Origin of the sequence: Caballeronia sp. ATUFL_F2_KS9A (assembly GCF_023630765.1) — a bacterium.
Classification (GTDB): Bacteria; Pseudomonadota; Gammaproteobacteria; order Burkholderiales; family Burkholderiaceae; genus Caballeronia; species Caballeronia zhejiangensis.
This window is the reverse complement of the sequence record NZ_JALQEK010000030.1, coordinates 80,598-102,832: the sequence shown is the minus strand read 5'-3', so window position 1 is coordinate 102,832 and position 22,235 is coordinate 80,598. Positions and strand designations below refer to the sequence as shown.

Sequence of the window (22,235 nt, the reverse complement as noted above, 5' to 3'; positions counted from 1 at the left end):
CACATTTCGATTCGTTGCACAATTCGTGATTACGATTCGATGGCGTCATCGTCAGGAAACGCACCGCCAAATGAATTAAAATGATTTAAGAGCGCTGAATTTCATTCGACCGTAGCGTCTTTCGGGCATTCGATGACACGTCTTATCCGAAGGTATTGGGTCGCCGGCATCATGGTTTTCGTTGTCGGCAGCTTCGCATCAGCCAGCGAACAGGCTCGCCTGATTCCCAATCAGCGCGTGGCGGCGAATGTGCTGTTCTTTCCCGCGCCAGCCATTGTCTCGACCGAAAGCGTGTCTCGCGTCGGGCCTCGTCATCCGCGATATGCATTCAAGGGCACGATGGACGCGCTCGACGCCATCGCATTGTCGAAGTACGAAAGAAATGTTCATCCCGATCTGAGCCAGCTCGCGCGGGCTTATCCCTTGCCGCTATCGCCCAATTCGGCGCCCGTTCGGGTGCAGCCGCGCGACGACATCACGAACGACACGGACGATTGGCATTTCTCTGCCAATCCGCAGCTCGGCGTGAATCACGAGCATGAAAAGGGCATGACATTCTCGGTGCGCCACGACTTTTAAGCGAACGCCCGAGCCCGTGCTCGCGCGCGATATTTTCAGGTTGCCGGTTATCGTTTCGGTCGCATAAAGTGGATGAGGCATGCGTGTCTTTACCCGACATCGATGGAGCCTCGGCAAATGAAAAAGTTGCTTATGAGCGGTGCGGCCACGATGATCGCTTGCGCGGGCGCGGCCCACGCGCAAAGCAGCGTGACGCTCTACGGCCTCATCGACGCCGGCATCACGTATTCGAACAATCAGATCACGCCGACCGGCGGCGGCCACAGCAATTGGGAACTTAAAAGCGGCCCAGTCCAATACAGCCGATGGGGCTTGCGCGGCGCTGAAGATCTCGGCGGGGGATTGAAAGCTATCTTCAATCTGGAAAGCGGCTTCAATCTGAACAATGGACAATCGTCGGTGAATAACCGCCTCTTCAACCGGCAGGCGTATGTCGGCTTGTCGAGCCGCGATTACGGCGTTATCACGTTCGGCCGTCAGACTGACGACATGGTCGATTTCGTCGCGCCACTATCATTGACGGGCACGGAGTATGGCGGCACGCATTTCGCACATCCATTCGATATCGATAACCTCAACGATTCGTTCCAGATCAACAACGCCGTGAAGTATCAGAGCCCGGATTTCGCGGGATTCAAGCTCGGTGCGTTATATGGTTTCTCGAACCAGGCCGGCGGATTTTCGAACAATCGTGCGTATAGCTTCGGCATGTCGTATATGTGGGGACCGCTTAGTTTCGGCGCGGGCTTCCTGCAATTGAACAGCGACGCCGCGACGCCGGGGCAGCTGAACACCAACGGCGCCGTCACCGATACGACCGGCTCTTCGCTACAGGGCGTGCTCACGACGACGGCCGTTCCGCTAGGCGCGCTGGCGGGCCGTCAGCAGACGTGGGGCGCGGGCGTGAGCTACGCGATCGGCCTGGCGGTGGCGGGCCTCGTCTATACGCAGACGAATCTGACGGAGCTGTTCCAGACCGGCTCTTCGACGCATGTCCAGAACTTCGAAGGCAACGTGCGCTACGCGCTGACGCCCGCCGTCGAACTTTCGGCCGCGTACACGTATTCGCGCGCGGGCGGGCTCGCGGGCGCGGGCAATCCGCACTGGAATCAGGTCAGCGCGATGGCCGGCTATGCCTTCTCGCGGCGCACCGATGTCTACATCCAGGGCGTATGGCAAGGCGTGAGCGCCAGCGCCAATTCGCCATTGGGTGTGGCGTGGATCAACGGCCTCACGGCGCCATCGTCGACGAGCAATCAGGTCGAAGCGACGGTCGGCTTGCGGCATCGGTTCTGACTTGGAACGCACGAGGCATCGGCAATGCGTTTGCCCGATGCCGATACTTGCGGCCCCAGCCGGTCACGGGCGGCGCAACTTCATCGGAACAGAAGTTCTCGAACTCGCGCCATGTCTCTTCGTAATCGCCTGCGCGCGCGAGCTCGAACTGATGCCCGTCCGTCGCGCACGACGCGAGATTCATGAACTGCTTCAATATCGGCCGGCAGGCGTGGCTGATGTACGGATCGGCTTCCTCGCGCGGCCACTCGTTCGCGGCGATGAGCATCTGACGCCACGCGAGAATCGTTTCGCGGCAGGCGGTGCATTGCGCATCGCCCTGAATGAGCGCGCTCGCTTCGAGCACGGCGATCGCGTGCTCTTCGAACTTCGACAGCTTGATCCACGCGGCGCGCGCGAGCGAATCGGCCTTCCCTTCGCAGAACTCGATGAGCGCGCTGTCGACCTCCGGCGGCGGCTCGAGCTTCATGACGACGCCTTCCTCACGCAGCATCACGCGCACGCCGAAATCCGCGACGAGCATCGCGAGACGGCAACCCCAGCGCATGCTCATGTCGTGAAGCCAGGCTTCGTCGGAAGTCCGAAGCGCGGCGGCGATTTCCTCGCGCGCATCCACGAGCCATCGGCTTTGCGCGACTCCGTCTGTTCGACTCATGGCGGCATCCCGATGCGAGTGAAGCAATTAGCTTAACCCGCCGGGCCGGGGCGTGCGCGCGAGCGTGCCAACCACGTCGCGGGCGTGAAAATGCAGAACCGGTTAGCCTCTTCTATCCGCGGATTCGTCGACCAGGAGCGCCATTGAACAACCCGCAACGCGTGCACGCCGTCGCCTCGCCCGCGAGTCCTTGCGACGAACTCGCGATCCGCGCGCAACCCGTCGCCGCCGATCAGCCGTGCCATCGCAAGCGCCTCGCGCTGTCCGCGACGATTCTCGGATCGAGCATGGCGTTCATCGACGGCTCGGTCGTCAACGTCGCGCTGCCGTCGATCCAGAGCGAGCTCGGCGCGAGCATTGCGGCGATGCAGTGGGTCGTCAACGCGTATCTGCTGCTTCTGGGCGCGCTCGTGCTGGTCGGCGGCGCGATGGGCGACAAGCTCGGACGGCGCAAAGTGTTCGCCGCGGGCGTCGCAATCTTCACGGTCGCGTCGGCGGCGTGCGGCTTCGCGCCGGGCACGGGCTGGCTGATCGCGGCGCGCGCATTGCAGGGCATCGGCGCGGCGCTGCTCGTGCCGGGCAGCCTTGCGATCATCGGCGCGGTGTTCGACGGCGAGGCGCGCGGGCGCGCGATCGGCACGTGGGCGGGCGTCGGCGCGATCACGTCGTCGGTCGGTCCGGCGGCGGGCGGCTGGCTCGTCGATGCATTTTCGTGGCGCGCGATTTTTTTCCTCAACGTGCCGCTCGCGGCCGCGACGATCGCGCTGGCGATGGCTTCCGTGCCCGACAGCCACGACGCCGACGCGCCGCCAACCCTCGACTGGCCCGGCGCGGCGAGCACGGCAGCGGGCCTCGCGATGCTGACCTACGGTCTCACGGAAGCGCCGTCGCGCGGTTTCGCCTATCCGCTCGTGCTCGGGATGATCGGCGCGGGCATCGTGCTGCTCGCCGCGTTCATCGCGATCGAAGCCAAATCGCGCGATCCGATGGTCCCGCTCGACATCTTCCGTTCGCGCGATTTCAGCGGCGCGAATATCGTCACGCTGCTGCTGTACTTCGGGCTCGGCGGCGTGCTGTTTTTCCTGCCGTACACGCTGATTCGCGCATACGGTTTCACCGCGACGGAAGCGGGCGCGGCGGTGTTGCCGATGCCGCTCATCATCGGTTTGCTGTCGCGTTTCACGGGCGGGCTGACGAGCCGCTTCGGCGCGCGTGCGCTCCTGATCGCCGGTCCGTGCGTGGCGGGTCTGGGCTTCGCGATGCTCGCGCTGCCGTTCGTCGCGGGCAGCTACTGGATGGGCTTTCTGCCAGCGCTCGTCGTGCTCGGGCTCGGCATGACGATCACCGTCGCGCCGCTGACGACGACCGTGATGGCATCGGCGGGAAGCGAGCGCGCGGGCATCGCGTCGGGCATCAACAACGCGGTCGCGCGCGTGGCGAGCCTGCTCGCGATCGCGGTGCTCGGCATCGTGTTCGTGTGGTCGCACGACGCGGCTTTGTGGGCGCGGCTCGATCGGCTGCATGTACCGCGCGACAGCATGCGCGCGCTGGACGCCCAGCCGACGTCCGAAGCGTCATCGGCGCCGCTCGCCCGCGCGCAAGCCGATGCCATCGCCGATGCGTTGCGCGCCGTCGCCGCGCTCTCCGCCGCGTGCGCGTTTGCGGCGGCGGGCGCGGCGGCTGCGACGATCCAGCGCCGCAAATGAAAAAACCCGATGCCGGCGCTGAACCGGACATCGGGATTCGAAAGTACCGCTGGGAGGCTTTCGTTATCGGCCCGCGTGGGCCGGTTGTTGTTCGATCGACTTGGCGCGCTTCTGCAATTCTTCGGTGGTGTCGCCTTCGCCGTTCGGCAGCCAGCCCGGAGGACGCAGCAGGAAGCCGACCGCATCCGACACGCTCTTCGCGTTGTACATGTCCTTCGCGAGGCTGACCCAGTGCTGCATCTCGACGACGATCGGGTTATGCGACGTCACCGGCGTCGTCAGGCCGTAGACACACGGCTCATCGGCGCGCTCTTCCACGTACGTTCCGAACAGGCGATCGAAGATGACGAGCACGCCGCCGAAGTTCGCATCGAGATATGTCGCGTTCGATGCATGGTGCACACGATGCGCCGACGGCGTGTTGAACACATATTCGAGCCAGCCGAGCTTCGGAATCCAAGTTGCGTGCAGCCAGAACTGATAGAGGAGGTTGATCGACACGACCGCGAGCACCACGTCGGGCTTCACGCCGAACCACACGAGCGGAGTGAAGAAGATGGCCGAGCCCGCGATCTTGGTGGTCCAGCCCAACCGATACGCCGACGACAGCGTCAACTGGTTCGGCGAATGATGCACCGCGTGATTCGCCCAGAAGAAGCGGATCGTGTGCGACGCGCGGTGATACCAGTAGTAGCAGAACTCCTGTCCGATGAAGAGCAGGAACAGCGTGAGCGCCGTGTTCGTCGTGACCGTGTGGATGCGATGCTCCCACGCGAAGTTGAAGACGGGCGTCGCGAGCGAGAGCGGCAGGAACGCGAGGAGCTTGCGGCCGACGAGATCGACGAGCGAGATCCAGGTCTCGTGCCAGTCGAACGCCTTGTCGGTGCCCTTGTACTTGAAATGCAGGACGACGGCCTCGAGCAGCGACGCGGTGAGGACGATGCCCATCACGTACATCGAGATTTTTCCGAGCAGTTCCAGTTCCATGATTGTTCGCCTTGGTGGGTGGTTGCGAATGAACCCATTGTGGCGATCGGCCCGGTTAAAAACCACGCGCAAACTATTTCACGGAATGTCACGGCCCGCCCGCCAAGCCTTGCGGCACAAGGGGCGGGCCTCTCGGACCAGTTATTTCAAGGCATGTCGCGCGGCAAGGCTCAGAATTCGACGCGCGCGTTGAGCGAGAGCGTGCGCGGCTCGCCCGGCTGGATGTAATCGGCATACTGGAATTCCCAGTAACGGCGATTCGTCAGATTGTCGATGGCCGCGCGCAGCCCGACGTTATGTCCGGCGATGCGCGTCGTGTAGGTCGCGCCGAGGTTCATCACCAGATAGCCCGGCACCTTGATGTCGCCGGACGGACTGAGGCTCGTGTTGCCGGTGAATTTCGCATCGGCGCCGAGCGTCAGGCCCGGAACGACGGGCACCGCGTAATTCACGTGCGCCGCCGCGACGAATCCCGGCGCGCCCGCGACGCGATTGCCGTTGTTGGTCGAGCCTTTCTCGTAGTGCGTCGCGATCCACATCAGATCGGCGCCGACGGTCCAGTCCCGGCCGAGACGCACGTCCGCGCCCGCTTCGGCACCCTGAAAGATCGACTCGCCGTCCTCGACGAAGACGTTGTCGCTGTTGGCATACTGCGCGCCGCGCTCGATGCGGAACAGCGCGGCCGTCGCGCTCCAGCGTGCGTTCTGGCTCTTCACGCCGACTTCGTATTGCTTGCTGCGCAGCGGCTTGAGCAATTGCCCGGCGTTCGCATAGGTGTCGCCGACGACGTTGCCCGCTTCGAGCGATTCGACATAGCTCGCATAGAGCGTCGTGCCCGGCGTGAGTTTGTACATCAGCGCGACGGTTGGCGTGAGCACGCCGTTTTGCGTGTACGTCGACGACGTGCTGCCGTCGAGGCCGTAACCGTGCTGCTCGTAGTTCGTGTAGCGCAGGCCGCCGAGCACGGACCAGCGCTCGGTCAGCGCGATCGTGTCGCTCGCGAACAGCGCCTTCTGCGTGACGTCGGCGGCGCGATAGGTGTAGAAGCCGGAGCTGTCGTAACGATTCACGTTCGGCTGATAGAGGTTGCCCGTGCCGAGCTGCGCATAGAAGGAGTTCGCGCCGTAGTCGGTCGTCTGCTTCTGGTAATCAGCGCCGAACACGAGCTGATGCCTGAGCGGTCCCGTCTTCACGAGACCTTCGGCCATCACGCGGAACGTGTTCAGCTGATGCCCTTCCTTGCCTTCGAAGCGATAGTCGTCGTAATCGCCTGCCTGATCGAGCAGATACCAGGTGCCTTCGTTGCGATAGCGCGTGCTCTTGCTGAAGCTGTACGTCGCCGAGAGCGTCCAGTCCGGGCTCAGGTTGTACTGCAGGCCGGCGGTGTAGATCTGCAGGTTGGTGTTCAGATGCTGATCGGGCGTCTGCAGCGTGCTGCTCCCGCCGGACAGCGTCGCCGGCAGCGACGTGCCGGTATATCGCGCGGTCGAAATCGCCGTCGTGATGCCGGACGCATGCCGCTCCTGATACAGCGCGCCGAAGGTCGCGGTGAGATCGCGGGTCAGGCGCGCGTCGGCGGCGAGCGAGAAGGAATCGCGCCGCACGTTGCCGTCGTTGTACGTCTTGCCTTCCTCGTGCGTCGCGTTGAAGCGGTAGCCGACCACGCTGTCCGGGCCGACGCGCCCGCCGAGATCCAGATGCTCGGTCCAGACCGACGTCGAGCGATAGCCGACATCGACGCTCGCGATCTGCCTGTCGGTCGCGGGCGGCTTTTTCGTCACGTAGTTCACGACGCCACCCGGCGCGCCGAAGCCGTACATGAAGCCCGACAGCCCTTTCAGCAGTTCGACGCTTTCGAGCTGCTCGTAAGGCATCGTGATGCCGTAGCCGTTGTACGGCTGGCCGTCGAGCTTGAAGCCGTTCTGCCAGTCGAGCTGCATGCCGCGCACGGTGATGTAGCTCGCCCACGCGTTGTACGGATTGCTGTTGTCCGACACGGACGCGTCCTGCGCGAAGACGTCGCCGAGCTTGTTGGCCTGCCGGTCGGCGAGCTCCTCGCCGGTGACGATCGTCGTCGAGAAGGGCGTCTCCAGTTGCGTGCGCGAGCCGAGCGCGCCGCTCGACACGTCGTCGCGCAGATGCTGCAGCGTGTCCTGCGACGCGGTGACGGACACCGCCGGCAGCGACGCCTCGTGGGGTTGATCGGCGGCTTGCGCGCCGTCGCTGCCTTGCGCCATCGCGGACTGGCTCATCGCGAAGAGCAGCAGGGCGGCGAGGGTCGAAGGCCGCATCGTCGATGTGGCCGGGAATGCGCGCGAGCGCGTCGCTGATTTCATGGTCTGTCCTTCGTCGTTTGAAGTTGTTTTAAATGCGAATCGTTCGCATTATCGGGCGACGGCATTCTGCCCTGAACATCGCGAGCTTGTAAACTTTTGCTCCACTGTCGGCACGGGTTCGCGACAAAAAATCGGTAAGCAGCTTACGAGAAGCTTGTGTGGCCGATCAGTCGTCGATAGAATTGCGAACAATTCCTATTTACATCACGTCGAAAAGATGATCGCCGTCGCGCACGACTATCGCTCCGAGGACTCGCGGGCATGAGGCCGGTTCTGGTTCGCCTGCATCGCTGGCTCGGCGTCGCGACCGCGCTCTTTCTCTTCGTCTCGGGTCTGACCGGCGCGATCATCGCGTGGGATCACGAGATCGACGCGCTGCTGAATCCGTCGTTCTTCAACGCGCGCACCGATGCGCCCGCGCTTCCGCCGCTCGAACTCGCGCGGCGCGTCGAAGCGGCCGATCCGCGCGTCGAGGTGACGTACCTGCCGCTCGGCATCGAGCCGGGGCACACCGCGCAGATGATGGTGATGCCGCGCACGAATCCGGCGACGAACGCGCCGTTCGACGTGCCGTACAACCAGATCGCCGTCGATCCCGCGACGGGGCAGGTGCAGGCGCAGCGCATGTGGGGCGCGGTGTCGCTCGCGCGCATCGATCTGATGCCGTTCCTCTACAAGCTGCACTACACGCTGCATTTGCCGGTCGTCGGCGGCTTCGATATCGGCACGTGGCTCATCGGCATCGTGGGCATTCTCTGGTTCTTCGATAGCGGCATCGCGCTGATTCTGTCGTTTCCGAGCGTGAAGGCGTGGCGCAAGTCGTTCGCGTTCCGCGTGAAGCGCGGCGGCTACGCGCTGACGTTCGACCTGCATCGCTCCGGCGGCGTGTGGATCTGGGGCCTTCTGCTCGTCATGGCGCTCACCTCGATCTCGATGAATCTTTCCGAACCCGTGATGCGCCCGGTCGTATCGATGTTCTCGAAGCTTTCGCCTTCTTTCCTCGACAACCCCGAACTCGTGCGCGCCGGCCCGCCGGGCAAGGCGCCAGCGACGCGCGAGCAGATTCTGGAGATGGCCGCCCGCGACGCGAAACGCGAGAACCTGACCGAACCGCCGGGCGCGCTCTACTACGCGCCGATGTTCAAGGCTTACGGCGTCGGTTTCTTCGCGCCGGGGCACGATCACGGCGACGTTGGTCTCGGCAACGCCTGGCTGTACTACAACGCCCAGACGGGCGCGCTCGCGGGATCGACGATTCCGGGCCGCGGCTCGGCCGGCGACATCTTCATGCAGGCGCAGTTTCCGCTGCACTCGGGGCGCATCGTCGGCCTCGGCGGACGGATTCTCGTGAGCGCCGTGGGCATCGCGGTCGCGGTGCTCAGCGCGACGGGGCTCATCATCTGGTTCAGGAAGCGCGCGGCGCGCCGTCATTCGGCCGCCGTCGCCGATGCGCGGTCGGCACGTTCAATGACTTCGTAAATCCGAAGACCCTCGCATAAAGCGCGATTCAAAAGCCTGACGCGCGTCAGACGTTGCGTTCCGACAAATCTCTCGTTATCGGAATGATAACGACTCTTATTTGCAATATAATGCGGCGCACAACGGCCTCGGGCTGCCGCGCGCTTGCGCGGCTTGCTTCGACGCTCAGAACAATGCCGCCCGGATTCCATTCGCGCCCCGGGACGGAAGACCGACCAACTTCGACGTTCCTCCTCTGATTCATGCCCGTTTCCCGTGTTTCCACCTTGCAGGCCACGCCTGCGAAGGCGCTCGTCCGTCGCGCGTCGAGCGTAGCCATCGTCGCGGCTGTCGCGGCGGTGTTTTCCTTGTCCGCTCACGCGCAATCGTCCGGCGCAAGCAACGCTGAAGGCGCGAATTCGCCCGCCGAGAGCACGCTGCCGGCCGTCAAGGTTCAGGCGTCGAAGGAACAGTTGCCCGGCGATCTCGCGCCGACCTACGCTGGGGGCCAGGTCGCGCGCGGCGCGGATTTCGGGGTGCTCGGCCAGCAAAAGATGATCGACGTGCCGTTCAGCATGACGACGTACACGTCGAAGCTGATCGAGGACCAGCAGGCGCGCACGCTTTCGGACGTGCTCGCGAACGATCCGGCGGTGCGTACGGCGTTCGGCTTCGGCAACTTCTCCGAGGTGTACATCATTCGCGGGTTCGAGCTGCAAGGCGATGACGTCTCGCTCAACGGTCTCTACGGCATCACGCCGCGTCAGCTCGTCTCGACGGATGCGCTCGAACGCGTCGATGTATTCAAGGGCGCGAACGCGTTTCTGAACGGCGCATCGCCGAACGGCTCGGCGGTGGGCGGCGGGCTGAATCTGCAACTCAAGCGCGCCGACGACAAGCCGCTCACGCGCGTGACGATCGATGGCGAGACGTCCGGTACGATCGGCGCGCATGTCGATGTCGGCCGCCGATTCGGCAGCGAAGGGCAGTTCGGCATCCGCGTGAATCAGGCGAATCACGACGGCGAGACGTCGATCGACAACGAACATCGGCGGGATAACACGACCGCCGTGGCGCTCGACTGGCGCGGCGACAAACTGCGTCTGTACGCCGATTTCCTGTATCAGCGCCAGCGCGTGAACGGCGGCCGCTCGACGGTCTACGACTACGCCAACTACATTCCCGAACCGCCGTCGGCGTCGTACAACTACGGGCAGTCGTGGAACTACAGTTCGATCGAAGACACGGTCGGCATCCTGCGCGCCGAATACGATTTCCTGCCCGGCTGGACGGCTTACGTGACGGGCGGCGTGCGTCATACGGACGAGCACGGCGAGTATTCGTCGCCGAGCATCAATACGACGGGCGTCACGCAATCGCGTCTCGGCGTGCCGCACAAGGAAGACGGCACTTCCGCCGAAGCCGGCGTGCGCGGTCACTTCAACACCGGCCCGGTGTCGCACTTCGTGACGGCGGGCGCGTCGATCGTGCGCGTCGATTCGAGGTCGGCGTACACGTACAGCGGCTCTTGGGCGTCGAGCATCTACGACACGCCGCAGGTTCCGTATCCGGCGACGATCGGGCAGGCGGGCAATCTCGCCGATCCGCAAACCACGTCGCTCAGCCTGCTGCGCAGCGTCTCGATCTCCGACACGCTCGGCTTCCTCAACGACCGCGTGCTGTTCACGGTCGGCGTGCGTCATCAGGACATCCACGCGAACAACTTCGACTACACGGGCGTTCAGACCGAGGCCTACAACGACTCGGTGACGACGCCGCTGTTCGGTCTCGTCGTGAAGCCGTGGCAGAACGTGTCGTTCTTCGCGAACCATAGCGAAGCGCTGACGATAGGCGAGGCGGCGCCGTCAACCGCGGTCAACACCGGGCAACTGCTGCCGCCGGAGAAGTCGAAGCAATGGGAAGTCGGCGCAAAGTATGACAACGGTCAGTACGGCGCGTCGATCGCGGCGTTCCAGATCGAAAAGCCGTTGACCTACACGAACACGTCGAACGTTTTTGTCTCGGACGGCACGCAGCGCCATCGGGGTATCGAGGCGTCGGTGTTCGGCGAGCCGGTGCGCGGCGTGCGCCTGATCGCGGGCGCGACGTATATCCACGCGACGCAATACGGTCTCGGCGACGCCTCCCTGGACGGCAATAAGCCGATCGGCGTGCCGACGTTCATGTTCAACGTGAACGCGGAGTACGACGTGCCGATGCTCAACGGCCTCACGCTGACGGCGCGCTGGATCTATACCGGGTCGCAGTATCTCAACACGACCAACACGCTGTCGATTCCGCACTGGAACCGCTTCGACCTTGGCGCGCGTTACGCGACCGTGATCTATGGCAAGCCGACGACGTTCCGCGCGAGCGTGCTCAACGTCGCGAACAAGTCGTATTGGGCTTCGACGATCGGCGGTTATCTGACGCAAGGCGCGCCGCGCACGGTGCTGCTGTCGGTGACGACGGATTTCTGATCTCGTCGATAGCAAGCGAAAAACGCCGCGCGTTCGTGAGGACGCGCGGCGTTTCCATTTTGGGGCCAGAGGCAATAAATACTCGGGAGCCGGCCGTTTACCGAGCGCAGTTCAAAACGGGGTCACATAAGTTGTTGATTTTTATGACAGAATACGCAAAGTGCGAGCGGGGCGTCGAGTAAATCTTGCGCATTCCGCCCGGTTTCAACGTTTATCTCTGTGAGGTTAGGTGATATGGGAAGTCTCAGCATCGGGCATTGGCTCATCGTCTTGGCTATCGTCGCGCTCGTTTTCGGCACCAAAAAGCTGCGTAGCGTCGGTTCCGATCTCGGCGGCGCGGTCAAGGCTTTCAAGGATGGCGTGGGCGAAAGCGCGACGCCGGCCGCCAATGCAACGGCGACCATCGACGTCCCGGCCAAGGATGTGACCGCACGATAAGTTGCGCGCGGTGATCGCTCAATCAATGTTCTTCACGCAGCGAAATCCCGCATAGACGTACTGGTAATGCCCCTGGAACCAGTTGCGGAAGCTCGGCCGCAACATGCACGCCGCCGTGCGGGCCGAGCCGCCCTTTATCACGAAATGCTTGCCGTCGAAGAAATTCGCCGAATAGCCGAGATAAAACGGAAACGGCTCGAAGCCGTTCAGCGGGCCGAATTCCGTCGACGTCCATTCCCAGCCGTTGCCGAATTGCCCTTCGACGCCGAACTCGCTGCGATTCTCCGGATGCGCCTGCACCGGCGCCGGGTCCCATCGGCGGAAATCGAAGTTGCCTTCCGCGACATGCGGCGCGCCCGATGCGGCGCGCTGCCATTGCGCCTCGGTCGGTAACGACTTGCCCGCCCAGCGCGCGTACGCCTTCGCTTCGGCGTAGCTCACGTAGACGGGCCAGTCGGGCGGCAGCGCGATTTCGTCGAACATCGTGCGTAGCTGCCATGCGTTCGCGTCGTCGCCGGGAATCCAGAACGCCGGGTGCGCGATGCGCTGCTCTTCCTTCCACACCCAGTCGGCGTCGTCCCAGTAATCGCGATTCCAGTAACCGCCTGCATCGATGAAACGCAGATAGTCGCCGTTCGTGACCATATGGCGGTCTATCTCGAACGCGGGCACCTCGATGCGTTCCTCGCCGAACTCGTTGTCCCAGCCGAACAGGCCGCTTTCCCGCGTCAGCCCGAGCGTCGTGCTGCCCGCCGGCACGCGCACGCTTTCGTGTGACAGATCGCGATCCGACGAACGTTCCGAAAACGCATTCGATGGCGCGATTTTTCTATCGACCGGCAATTGATGCAGCATGTACGCGAGCGTTTCCGCGTGCATCAGCCGATGCTCGATCGCCACTTCGAGCAGCTTCGCGGGCGGCTCGTCTGCCGAAAGCGGCGCCGCGGCGATCCTGATCGGATCGAAATGCGCGTCGATCTCGGCGCGAACCGTGTCGCGATACGCGCGCACTTCGTCGAGCGAAGGCCAGTCGGACGGTTGATCGGTCGGCAGGCCGCCGTCCACCGGATCGATGCCGAAAGCGAAAAGCTGGTCGTAGGCGGGATTCGGGCTCGGCAGATCGAAGAGCCGCTGATCGAGCAGATTGCGGTCGAAGGCTTCGAGATGCCCGATATAGAAAACGATGCGATGCCGCTCGGCGATCGGCCTGTCGTAAAGGTGCTCGGGCTTGACGACATTGAAAAGCTCGTCGGTGACGCGGCGCGCTTCGGCGAGGCGCTCGAGCAGCGGATGACGCAGGGAAGGTTCGCGGTTCATGTCGCCCAATCTCCGTGGCTGGCCAGTGGCTTCGCAATCGACCAAAACGCGCGCCGTAGCGCGCGTCGGTCGAATCGAAAAGACTAAACCGTAGCGAAGCGCATGCCAACAGAAAAATAGGCGGCGATTATTCGGGCCGACGCAATAATCGCAGACGATGTCCCGTCAGACGGCGCGCAGCGCGTCGAAGTCGCGAATGCGGATGAACTTGCCCTGCGTCTCGATAAGGCCCGCCTTGTCGAAACGCGACAGGGTGCGGCTCACGGTTTCGAGCGTCATGCCGAGATAGCTGCCCATGTCGTCGCGCGTCATACGCAGCGTGAATTCCGACGACGCGTAACCGCGCTTCGACAGCCGCGACGAAAGATCGAGCAGCAGCCGCGCGACGCGCTCGTCGGCCCGCAGCATGCCGAGCCGCACGACGTGATTCGCCTCGCGGTTCACCGCGTGACTCATCATGCGATGCAGGCGCTTTTGCAGCGCGTCGGTTTCGCGGCACATGCGCTCGAAAAGCGAATACGGCACGACGCAGACGGAGCTGTCTTCGAGCGCGATCGCATCGCACGTATGCTCGCCTTCCTCGATGCCTTCGAAACCGAGCGCATCGCCCGCGAGCAGCAGCCCCGTCACCTGCTCGCGGCCGCCGTCGTGCGTGATGACCGTCTTGATCGACCCGGAGCGCACGGCGAACAGGGCATCGAAGCGGTCGCCCGCGCGAAAGAGCGCGTCGCCGCGCTTGACCTTGCGCGTCACCGAAATGATGTTCTCCAGCTTGGCGATGTCGTTCGCGCACAGGCCTTCGGGCATGCACAGATGACGCATCGCGCACGTGGAGCAGTGCGCCGAATTGCGGCGCGCACGGGAAAGTTCGGACACGACGGACATTTTGGGCTTCGTTTTGTTGATGAATGACAAAACGATTCTCCCATAGGGCAACCATTGGCCCGCGTGAAAAATTGACGCGGGCACGGCATCGGTCAAACTTTTTTACCTTCCTGGGTTGCTTTTTTACCGAGATCGCCAATGGTCGACCGAATCAGCGCCGATGCTTTTTTGCGATAGGTCGATCTGGCGCAAGGCAGGCCGTACAATTCGTGGTTCTTCTACATCAGCGTCCGCTTAACAAACGGCGGCGCGATCTCTTTTTAGCACTTCTCCATCCCGCCCGCCCGACCGTGACTCAATCGCCGCCTGCTTTACCGTTCAGAACCGCTCTCTACGCGATGCTCGGCATCGGCCTCGTCAACATGCTCGTCGCGCTCGATCAGACGGTGGTCAGCACCGCGCTGCCGTCGATCGTGGCGGAGCTGCACGGCTTCGAGTTCTACGCGTGGATCGCGAGCGCGTATCTGCTGGCGTCGGTCGTGACGGTGCCGGTGTTCGGGCGGCTCGGCGACTACTTCGGCCGCAAGCGCTTCGTGATCGCCGCGGTGATTACGTTCACGGTCGCGTCGGTGCTGTGCGGCCTCGCGCCCAGCATGTTGTTCCTCGTGCTCGCGCGCGGGCTGCAGGGCGTCGGCGGCGGGATGATGGTCGGCACCGCGTTCGCGTCGATTCCCGATCTGTTCCCCGATCCGCGCGCCCGCGTGCGTTGGCAGGTCGTGCTCGCGGCGGCTTACGGCATCGGCACGGCGGCCGGGCCGTCGCTCGGCGGCTGGATGAGCCAGCACTGGGGCTGGCGCTCGACGTTTCTCGTCAATCTGCCGGTCGGCGCGGCGGCGCTGTATTTCATCTGGGCGCATCTGCCGAACCTGCATCGGCCGCGCGAGGGCGGCGTGAAGATCGACTGGACGGGCGCGGCGCTCGTCGCGCTGGTGCTCGGCGGCTTTCAGGCGCTGATCGAGGCGCTGCCGCAGGACGGGCTGACGGCCGCCAATGTCGCGCTCGGCATCGGCGTAGCGGTGTGCGCGGTGGCGCTCCTGATCTGCGAGCGGCGCGCGACGCATCCGATCATCCCGCTCGACATTTTCCGCGACGCGCAGATGAACACGCTCTTCACGCTCTCGTTTCTCGCGGGCTTCGTGATGTTCTCGCTGATCTTCTTCGCGCCGCTCCTGCTGCAAGGCGGCTTCGGCCTGTCGCCGCAGGCCGCGGGTCTGCTCGCGACGCCCATCGCCGCGTGCATCGCGCTCGGCAGCTTCATCAACACGCGCATCGTGATTCACATGAAGAAGCCGGTGAATATCCTGTCGATCGGCTTCACGCTGCTCTTGATCGCGTCGGTCGGACTCGCGTTCGCGCGCGAATCGACGCCGCACGTGTGGATCGAATTGCCGATGGCCGCGACCGGCATCGGCCTCGGCTTCATCCTCAACAACATGAATATCTTCGGGCAGGAGATCGCGGGCCGCGAGCGCTTCGGCATCACGACGGCGCTCCTGCAATCGACGCGCATGGTCGGCGGGATGATGGGCACGAGCATCGTCGGGACGATCGTCGCGCATCACTATGCGAGCGTCGTGGCGCGCACGGTGAGCGTGCTCGGGCCGTCGGTGTCGGCGCAGTGGCTGCCGCGGCTGTCGGATCCGCGCATTCTCGTCGATGAAGCGTTGCGCGAGCGCATCCTTGCCGAACTGGGCGCGGCCGGTCTCGACGGGCCCGCGCTCTTCGATGCCGCCCGCGACGCGCTCGTGCAGTCGATCCACATCGGCGTGCTGCTGACGGCCGTCGCCGCGCTCGTGGCGGCGCTGCTGGTGCGGCGCATCGCGCACATCACGTTCAGGAAGTCCGCGACGCCCGTCGCCAAAACCTGAGGCGCTTCCTTTCGCAAGTGGTGCGTCGCGCCTATAGTTTCTGGCGTCAACGCAAGACCGGTTTTCGCTTCGGCTTCGACCGCGCACCGCATTTGCTTCACCGCTCTCGATGACCACTCGCACGCCTCGCGCGGAACGCTTGCGCGGGGCGCGGGTCACTCGCTTTAGCGGGCGGCCGCGCCTAGCGCTCGCCGCCCATCGCCAACAAGAGATGAGGAGCTGAAATGAAGATCACCGGAGAGATGCTGATCGGGGCATCGGCCGTGCGGGGCACCGATGCCACGCTCCGCGCGTTCGACCCCGCGCGCAACGCCGATCTCGAACCCGAGTTCGGCGGCGGCGGCGCGGCGGAAGTCGCGCGCGCGTGCGAGCTGGCCGAAGCGGCGTTCGACGACTATCGCCACGCGCCGTTCGAAACGCGCGCGCAGTTTCTCGAAGCGATCGCGGACAACATCATCGCGCTCGGCGATACGCTGATCGAGCGCGCGATGGCCGAATCCGCGCTGCCGAAGGCGCGTCTCGAAGGCGAGCGCGCCCGCACGGTCGGGCAGTTGCGGCTCTTCGCATCGCTCGTGCGCGAGGGCCGCTGGCTCTCGGCGACGCTCGATTCCGCGCAGCCGGACAGAAAACCGCTGCCGCGATCCGACCTGCGTTTGCAAAAGATTCCGCTCGGCCCGGTCGCCGTGTTCGGCGCAAGCAATTTTCCGCTGGCGTTTTCGGTGGCGGGCGGCGATACCGCCTCGGCGTTCGCGGCGGGCTGTCCGGTGGTCGTGAAATCGCATCCGGCGCATCTCGGCACGTCCGAACTCGTCGGCCGCGCGGTGCAGAAGGCGGTCGCCGACAACGGCTTGCCCGAGGGCACGTTTTCGCTCGTCGTCGGCGCGGGCAATGCGATCGGCGAGGCGCTCGTCGCGCATCCGGCGATTCAGGCCGTCGGCTTTACCGGCTCGCGGCGCGGCGGGCTCGCGCTCGTCGATATCGCGGCGAAACGCCCGGTGCCGATTCCCGTCTTCGCCGAAATGAGCAGCGTGAACCCGGTTTTCGCGTTGCCGGGCGCGCTGGAAGCGCGCGGCGACACGCTGGCGGCGGCTTACATCGATTCGGTGACGCTCGGCGTCGGCCAGTTCTGCACGAATCCGGGCCTCGTGATCGCGCTGGAGGGGCCGGATCTCGACGACTTCATCGATCTTGCCGCCACCGCGATCATGAAGAAGGAAACGCAGACAATGCTCACCGCGCAGATCGCCGCGGCCTACGCGAGCGGGATCCAGGAACGCGACGCGTCCGGCGCGCGCAATATCGCGACCGGCGTGAAGGGCGACGCATCGAGCGGCGCGCTGCCGGTGCTGTATCGCGTGAATGCGGAGGAATTTCTGGCCAAGCCGCAACTGTCGGGCGAGATTTTCGGACCGACGTCGGTGATCGTCATTTGCCGCGACGAGGACGAGATGATCGCCGTCGCGCGCCATCTCGAAGGCCAACTCACCGCGACGCTGCTGATGGAAAAGGGCGACGTCGAGCTTGCGCGGCGCTTGTTGCCGGTGCTCGAGCGCAAGGCGGGCCGGATTCTCGCGAACGGTTTTCCGACGGGCGTCGAAGTGTCCTACGCGATGGTGCACGGCGGGCCGTTCCCGGCCACATCGGACAGCCGTTCCACGTCGGTCGGCGCGATGGCGATCGAGCGCTTCCTGCGCCCGGTGTGCTATCAGGATCTGCCGGCGGCGCTGTTGCCGGCTGCGCTGGCGGACGACAATCCATTGAACTTGTGGCGTCTGAGGGATGGAGAGCTGGGGCCGAACTGAGCGCCGGCATCGAATATCTGCGGGACGAATAAACGGCATTTATTCTTCTCGCAGATACTCGCTCTGATTTGTAGGTGACCGATTATCTGTGTGGCGAATAAACTGCTTTTATTCGCCACACAGATATTTCGCGCCATGCAACAAGTTATCGTAACAGTCGCGCAGATGGGCCATGTGCTCGCGGCCGGCCGCAAGCAGGCCGGACTGACGCAGACGCAGGCGGCGGCGCGCCTCGGCATCAGCCAAAGCCGGCTTTCTACCCTGGAGCGCGATTCAAGCTCGCTGACGCTCGATCAACTCCTCGCGATGTTCGGCGTCTACGGCCTCCAGTTGCTGGTGCAGGCCCGGCCCGACACGTCGCTGATCGAAGCAAACGAGGCCGACTGGTAATGGCCGGGCGTCGGCTTCGTTCCCGCGCGTTGTTCGTATGGGCCAACGGAAAGCGCGTGGCAACGTGGAATCTGCCTACGCGCGGACCGGCGGAACTCATATACGACACCGAGTGGATTCGCTCGGACGAGGCACGTCCGCTCTCGCTGTCGCTGCCGATCGGTCTCGACGGCGCGCCGCTGAAAGGCGACGCCGTGCTCAACTACGTCGACAATCTTCTGCCCGACAGCGAGCCGATTCGCCGCCGCATCGCGCAGCGCTTTCAGACCGACAGCGCCGATGCGTTCGACTTGCTGCGGGCCATCGGTCGCGATTGTGTCGGTGCCGTGCAACTGCTTGCCGACGACGAAGCGCCGAAAGACATCGAAAGCATCGAAGGAACGCCGTTCAGCGACGATGACGTCGAAAGCCTGCTGAATCAGGTGGCCGGCGGCATGCCCTTGGGCACCGACCATGACGACGACTTCCGCATTTCGCTCGCGGGCGCGCAGGAAAAGACCGCGCTGCTGCGGCACGGCGGACGATGGCTCAAGCCCCATGGCGCGACGCCGACGCGATCTCGCGCGCGTGCTGCAACAGTCGACCGAAGCGCGCCGTGACGTGCAAACGCTCGTGAGCGCGCAGATCCTGTTCTGGCTGCTGGCCGCGCCCGACGGTCACGCGAAGAACTTCAGCATTCTTCTGGCGAGGGGCGGACAATACCGCCTCACGCCGCTCTATGACGTCATGTCGATCTGGCCAGGGGAAGGCGACGGCGCCAACCAATGGTCGTGGGACAAGGCGAAGCTGGCGATGGCCATCCCCGGTGCGAGCAGGCGCTACGCGTTTCGCGAGATCAAGCGCCGGCACTTCGACGCGATGGCGCAGAGATGCGGTTTCGGCGACAGCGCGGAGCCGATCATCCGGCACATCGTCGAACCCGCGCCGACGGTCATCGACGAAGTGACAGCGCAATTGCCCGGCGATTTTCCGCCTCGGGTCGCCGAGCGTATCTTCGATGGCCTGAACAGATCGATCGCCGAGTTGACCGGCGTGGCCGCCGGCGAACCGTGAAGACAACCCCCAACCGGAGACAAGAAAGATGACCCACCCCGACCGCCGCTATCCCGACCCCGCCGTGCGCGTGCTGGACCCGCGTTTCAATGCACTGCGCATCGCATCGGCGTCGGTGGAATGTCTGTATCAGGGCGCGCGCTGGTCCGAAGGGCCGGTCTGGTTCGGCGACGGCCGCTATCTGCTCTGGAGCGACATCCCGAACAATCGCATCCTGCGCTGGGACGAAGAGAGCGGCGAAGTCGGCGTGTTTCGCAAGCCGTCGAACAACGCGAACGGCAACACGCGCGATCGCGAAGGCCGGCTCGTAAGCTGCGAGCATCTGACGCGGCGCGTGACGCGCACCGAATACGACGGATCGATCACCGTCATCGCCGATCGCTACGCCGGCAAGCCGCTCAATTCGCCGAACGATGTCGTCGTGAAGTCGGACGGCTCGATCTGGTTCACCGATCCGACCTTCGGCATCGACGGTTTCTACGAAGGCGAAAAGAACGAGGCGCAACTGAAGCCCTGCGTCTATCGCGTCGATGGCCAGGGCGGCGAAATCACGATGATGATCGACGCCTTCGTGGGCCCGAACGGTCTCGCGTTCTCGCCGGACGAATCGGTGCTGTATGTGGTGGAATCGCGCGCGACGCCGCGCAAGATTTACGCGTTCGACGTGCTCGACGGCGGCCGCAGGCTAGGCGAGGCGCGCCCGCTCATCGATGCGGGCCCCGGCACCCCCGATGGCTTTCGCGTCGATATTCACGGCAACCTGTGGTGCGGCTGGGGCATGGGCGACGCCGAACTCGACGGCGTGCGCGTCTTCACGCCGCAAGGCGAAGCGATCGGCCACATCGACTTGCCCGAGCGTTGCGCGAACGTGTGCTTCGGCGGACGGCATCGCAACCGGTTGTTCATGGCGGCGAGTCACGGGCTCTATGCGCTTTACGTCAATACGCAAGGCGTGAAAGGCGGTTAAGCCTTGCCGATCTTCTCCATGATGCGCTCGGGATGCTGGCTCGCCGCGAAGCCGAAGCGCGCGTAGAGCCCGTGCGCGTCGGACGTGACGAGCATCATTCGGCGCAGCCCCTGAAGATCGGGATGCGCCATCACGCATTGGATCATCCATGTGCCGAGGCCCGCGCCTTGATGCTCGGGCAGCACGAACACATCCGCGAGATAGGCGAATGTCGTCGTGTCGGTAATCATGCGCGCATAGCCGATCTGCGCGTTGCCGTAAAAGAGCCCGAACGCGAGCGAATGACGCGCGGCGCGCTCGACCTTTTCTCGCGCGATGCCCGGCGACCAGTACGCCACTTCGCTCAAATAGCGATGCACGACATCGAAGTCGAATTCGTCGATGTCCGTGCTCAGCCGATAGCCGTCCCGGGTCCATTGCATCGCGCGCTCCATGAGTTTTTCGAAGCGCCGAGCATAAGCGATCGATGCGTCGCGCTCCATGCACACTTCGCGCGCGCAAGTGTCAGTGGACGGTATAGATGCGCCCCGTCTCCGCGCCCTCGACACTGCGGCTGTACGCCAGCGCCACGCGCGCGCCGCTCGCGGCCTCGAAACCGCGAAAATACGGGCCGAAGCTTTCGCGCGCCTCTTCGAGCATCGTCGGACTCACGACGTTGATGCGCAGGCCGCGGGGCAGTTCGATCGCCGCGCCGCGCACGAAGCCTTCGATCGCGCCGTTGACCGCCGCCGCGCTCGCGCCCTCGCGAATCGGCTCCGCGCCGACGATGCCGCTCGTCAACGTGAACGAGCCGCCGTCGTTCAGGTAATCGCGCGCGGTGAGCACGAGATTGACCTGGCCCATCAGCTTGTCGTTGAGACCGAGACGGAATTGCTCCGGCGTCATCTTCACGAGCGGGCCGAAGTGCACATGACCGGCGGTCGCGACGATCGCATCCACTTTGCCGATGGTTTCGAAGAGCTTTCTGATGCTGTCGAGATCGAGCAGATCGACGCGATGCGCCCCGCGCGTCGCACCGATTTCGATGACTTCGTGACGGGCTTTCAATTCGGCGACGACCGCCTGGCCGACCGTGCCGGTTGCACCAATGACAGCGATTTTCATGATCGGGCTCGCATGGATGACGTTGAAGGTGGTCATGCATTGTGCGAGCGGACGGACGCGCGAAAAAGCCGCGTCCGCTTCAAGGATTGCAAACCGCGAGTTACGAATGGCTAGTGCGTCGCGAGGCGTCCTGGCATCGGCGAAAGAAGATAGAGCGACGCCGCGAACTTGCAGACGAGTCCGACGCCGCAGACGAACGCGGCCGCCGGAAAGATATGCCATTGCAGCGCAAGGGTCGGCGCGACGAGGGCGACCGACACGAATCCGAGCACGACGGTCAGCCAGCGCGCCCATTGCAGGCGTGATGCAACGCACACATAGAGCAGGCCGACGAGCACCCGCGACGCGACCATCGCGGCGAGCGGATGGCTCGATGCATCGCCTGGAAGCCCGATGGCGAGCGTCAATGCGAACTCGGCCCATGACAGCGCCCAGGCCGCGCCGAGACACGCGATCGCCGATGTAAAGCGCTGCTCGGGCGTAACGGCGTGGCGCGTAGCCGGTTCAAGTTGCGTGGTCTCTTCGGTCTCTTGCGTGTAACCGTCGTATGCGTGGGTCGTCATGTGGTTTCCCCTTTATCGACTCTCGTGCGCCGGCGATGTATGTTGCGCTGCGGCGCTTCGTTCGCCGTGTCCCTGAGCATACGCCGTGCCACGCTCAAGGAACGCGCGTTGCTTCGCATTACGTCGATCAGCAACGAGCAAAGGAGCAGACGATGGGCAATCTGAAGGAACAGAATCCGCATTCGGAACGTGACGACGAAGATCTCGACAAGGCAGTCGAAGACACGTTCCCCGCGAGCGATCCGCCTGCAACGGGCGGCGTGACGCGCATCGAAACCGATGACGAGAAGGAAGAAAAAAAGTAACGCGCGAAGCCCACGCAAGTAAAAAGAGCCGCATAGTCCATGCGGC

19 protein-coding genes and 1 pseudogene are annotated in these 22,235 nt (G+C 64.2%); 12 read left to right on the top strand and 8 right to left on the bottom strand.

Going from position 1 to position 22,235, the window contains the following annotated elements:
* Positions 1 to 171 precede the first annotated feature (171 nt).
* Both NCS67_RS18530 and NCS67_RS18525 read left to right on the top strand, forming a co-directional pair.
* The gene (locus tag NCS67_RS18530; protein WP_250436057.1) at positions 172 to 579 is read left to right on the top strand and encodes a hypothetical protein; all 408 of its coding nucleotides are present in this window, start codon (positions 172 to 174) and stop codon (positions 577 to 579) included.
* A gap of 117 nt (positions 580 to 696) precedes the next feature.
* Positions 697 to 1,875 carry a porin gene (locus NCS67_RS18525; protein ID WP_250436055.1) on the top strand — a complete coding sequence of 393 codons (1,179 nt, stop codon included), beginning with the start codon at positions 697 to 699 and terminating at the stop codon, positions 1,873 to 1,875.
* Here the strand turns inward: NCS67_RS18525 and NCS67_RS18520 are convergent.
* Positions 1,811 to 2,530: a hypothetical protein gene (locus NCS67_RS18520; protein ID WP_250436052.1), complete on the bottom strand. Its 720-nt coding sequence runs from the start codon at positions 2,528 to 2,530 to the stop codon at positions 1,811 to 1,813. The genes NCS67_RS18525 and NCS67_RS18520 overlap by 65 nt on opposite strands.
* 143 nt (positions 2,531 to 2,673) lie before the next feature.
* Between NCS67_RS18520 and NCS67_RS18515 the strand changes: the two genes are divergently transcribed.
* The gene (locus NCS67_RS18515) at positions 2,674 to 4,236 is read left to right on the top strand and encodes an MFS transporter (RefSeq protein ID WP_250436050.1); all 1,563 of its coding nucleotides are present in this window, start codon (positions 2,674 to 2,676) and stop codon (positions 4,234 to 4,236) included.
* Between the two features lie 63 nt (positions 4,237 to 4,299).
* On the opposite strand, the gene NCS67_RS18510 is transcribed toward NCS67_RS18515, so the two are convergent.
* Together NCS67_RS18510 and NCS67_RS18505 are read right to left on the bottom strand one after the other, a co-directional pair.
* Positions 4,300 to 5,223 (bottom strand): sterol desaturase family protein, encoded by a 924-nt coding sequence (locus NCS67_RS18510; RefSeq protein WP_008352862.1) that lies wholly within the window; start codon positions 5,221 to 5,223, stop codon positions 4,300 to 4,302.
* Positions 5,224 to 5,393: 170 nt separating this feature from the next.
* Positions 5,394 to 7,559, bottom strand: a complete 2,166-nt coding sequence (locus tag NCS67_RS18505) for a TonB-dependent siderophore receptor (RefSeq protein ID WP_175979525.1) — start codon at positions 7,557 to 7,559, stop codon at positions 5,394 to 5,396.
* A 261-nt stretch (positions 7,560 to 7,820) separates the two neighbouring features.
* Here NCS67_RS18505 and NCS67_RS18500 point away from each other — a divergent pair, with 261 nt between their 5' ends.
* The 3 genes from NCS67_RS18500 (at position 7,821) to tatA (ending at position 11,935) form a co-directional block, all read left to right on the top strand.
* Positions 7,821 to 9,038, top strand: a complete 1,218-nt coding sequence (locus NCS67_RS18500; RefSeq protein ID WP_175979524.1) for a PepSY-associated TM helix domain-containing protein — start codon at positions 7,821 to 7,823, stop codon at positions 9,036 to 9,038.
* 242 nt (positions 9,039 to 9,280) lie between these two features.
* Positions 9,281 to 11,497, top strand: a complete 2,217-nt coding sequence (locus NCS67_RS18495; RefSeq protein ID WP_250436047.1) for a TonB-dependent receptor — start codon at positions 9,281 to 9,283, stop codon at positions 11,495 to 11,497.
* A gap of 234 nt (positions 11,498 to 11,731) precedes the next feature.
* On the top strand, positions 11,732 to 11,935 hold the full coding sequence (gene tatA, locus NCS67_RS18490) for a Sec-independent protein translocase subunit TatA (RefSeq protein ID WP_008352869.1): 204 nt from the start codon (positions 11,732 to 11,734) through the stop codon (positions 11,933 to 11,935).
* An 18-nt stretch (positions 11,936 to 11,953) separates the two neighbouring features.
* Here tatA and NCS67_RS18485 read toward each other — a convergent pair whose 3' ends face one another.
* Positions 11,954 to 13,252 carry an SUMF1/EgtB/PvdO family nonheme iron enzyme gene (locus NCS67_RS18485; RefSeq protein ID WP_250436045.1) on the bottom strand — a complete coding sequence of 433 codons (1,299 nt, stop codon included), beginning with the start codon at positions 13,250 to 13,252 and terminating at the stop codon, positions 11,954 to 11,956.
* Positions 13,253 to 13,417: 165 nt separating this feature from the next.
* A complete protein-coding gene (locus NCS67_RS18480) occupies positions 13,418 to 14,137 on the bottom strand; it encodes a helix-turn-helix domain-containing protein (RefSeq protein ID WP_008352872.1) in 720 nt (239 codons plus the stop codon).
* A gap of 338 nt (positions 14,138 to 14,475) precedes the next feature.
* Here NCS67_RS18480 and NCS67_RS18475 point away from each other — a divergent pair, with 338 nt between their 5' ends.
* From NCS67_RS18475 to NCS67_RS18455, 5 genes and pseudogenes are all read left to right on the top strand, one after another.
* The gene (locus NCS67_RS18475) at positions 14,476 to 16,005 is read left to right on the top strand and encodes an MFS transporter (RefSeq protein WP_008352874.1); all 1,530 of its coding nucleotides are present in this window, start codon (positions 14,476 to 14,478) and stop codon (positions 16,003 to 16,005) included.
* 224 nt (positions 16,006 to 16,229) lie between these two features.
* Positions 16,230 to 17,807 carry an aldehyde dehydrogenase (NADP(+)) gene (locus tag NCS67_RS18470; protein WP_008352875.1) on the top strand — a complete coding sequence of 526 codons (1,578 nt, stop codon included), beginning with the start codon at positions 16,230 to 16,232 and terminating at the stop codon, positions 17,805 to 17,807.
* A 135-nt stretch (positions 17,808 to 17,942) separates the two neighbouring features.
* Complete coding sequence (locus tag NCS67_RS18465; protein WP_250436095.1) at positions 17,943 to 18,197, top strand: helix-turn-helix domain-containing protein; 255 nt, start codon at positions 17,943 to 17,945, stop codon at positions 18,195 to 18,197.
* Positions 18,197 to 19,250 (top strand): annotated as a pseudogene (locus NCS67_RS18460) (HipA domain-containing protein). Before NCS67_RS18465 ends, NCS67_RS18460 begins: the two are co-directional and overlap by 1 nt.
* A 28-nt stretch (positions 19,251 to 19,278) precedes the next feature.
* On the top strand, positions 19,279 to 20,217 hold the full coding sequence (locus NCS67_RS18455; protein ID WP_250436043.1) for an SMP-30/gluconolactonase/LRE family protein: 939 nt from the start codon (positions 19,279 to 19,281) through the stop codon (positions 20,215 to 20,217).
* Here the strand turns inward: NCS67_RS18455 and NCS67_RS18450 are convergent.
* The 3 genes from NCS67_RS18450 to NCS67_RS18440 all read right to left on the bottom strand — a co-directional run bounded on the left by NCS67_RS18450 (position 20,214) and on the right by NCS67_RS18440 (position 21,884).
* Positions 20,214 to 20,639 (bottom strand): GNAT family N-acetyltransferase, encoded by a 426-nt coding sequence (locus NCS67_RS18450; RefSeq protein ID WP_250436041.1) that lies wholly within the window; start codon positions 20,637 to 20,639, stop codon positions 20,214 to 20,216. The two genes, NCS67_RS18455 and NCS67_RS18450, sit on opposite strands and share 4 nt — an antisense overlap.
* A gap of 82 nt (positions 20,640 to 20,721) precedes the next feature.
* The gene (locus tag NCS67_RS18445; RefSeq protein ID WP_175979582.1) at positions 20,722 to 21,324 is read right to left on the bottom strand and encodes a short chain dehydrogenase; all 603 of its coding nucleotides are present in this window, start codon (positions 21,322 to 21,324) and stop codon (positions 20,722 to 20,724) included.
* Positions 21,325 to 21,431: 107 nt separating this feature from the next.
* The gene (locus NCS67_RS18440; RefSeq protein ID WP_175979520.1) at positions 21,432 to 21,884 is read right to left on the bottom strand and encodes a hypothetical protein; all 453 of its coding nucleotides are present in this window, start codon (positions 21,882 to 21,884) and stop codon (positions 21,432 to 21,434) included.
* 152 nt (positions 21,885 to 22,036) lie between these two features.
* Between NCS67_RS18440 and NCS67_RS18435 the strand changes: the two genes are divergently transcribed.
* On the top strand, positions 22,037 to 22,189 hold the full coding sequence (locus NCS67_RS18435) for a hypothetical protein (protein ID WP_008352886.1): 153 nt from the start codon (positions 22,037 to 22,039) through the stop codon (positions 22,187 to 22,189).
* Positions 22,190 to 22,235: the final 46 nt, after the last annotated feature.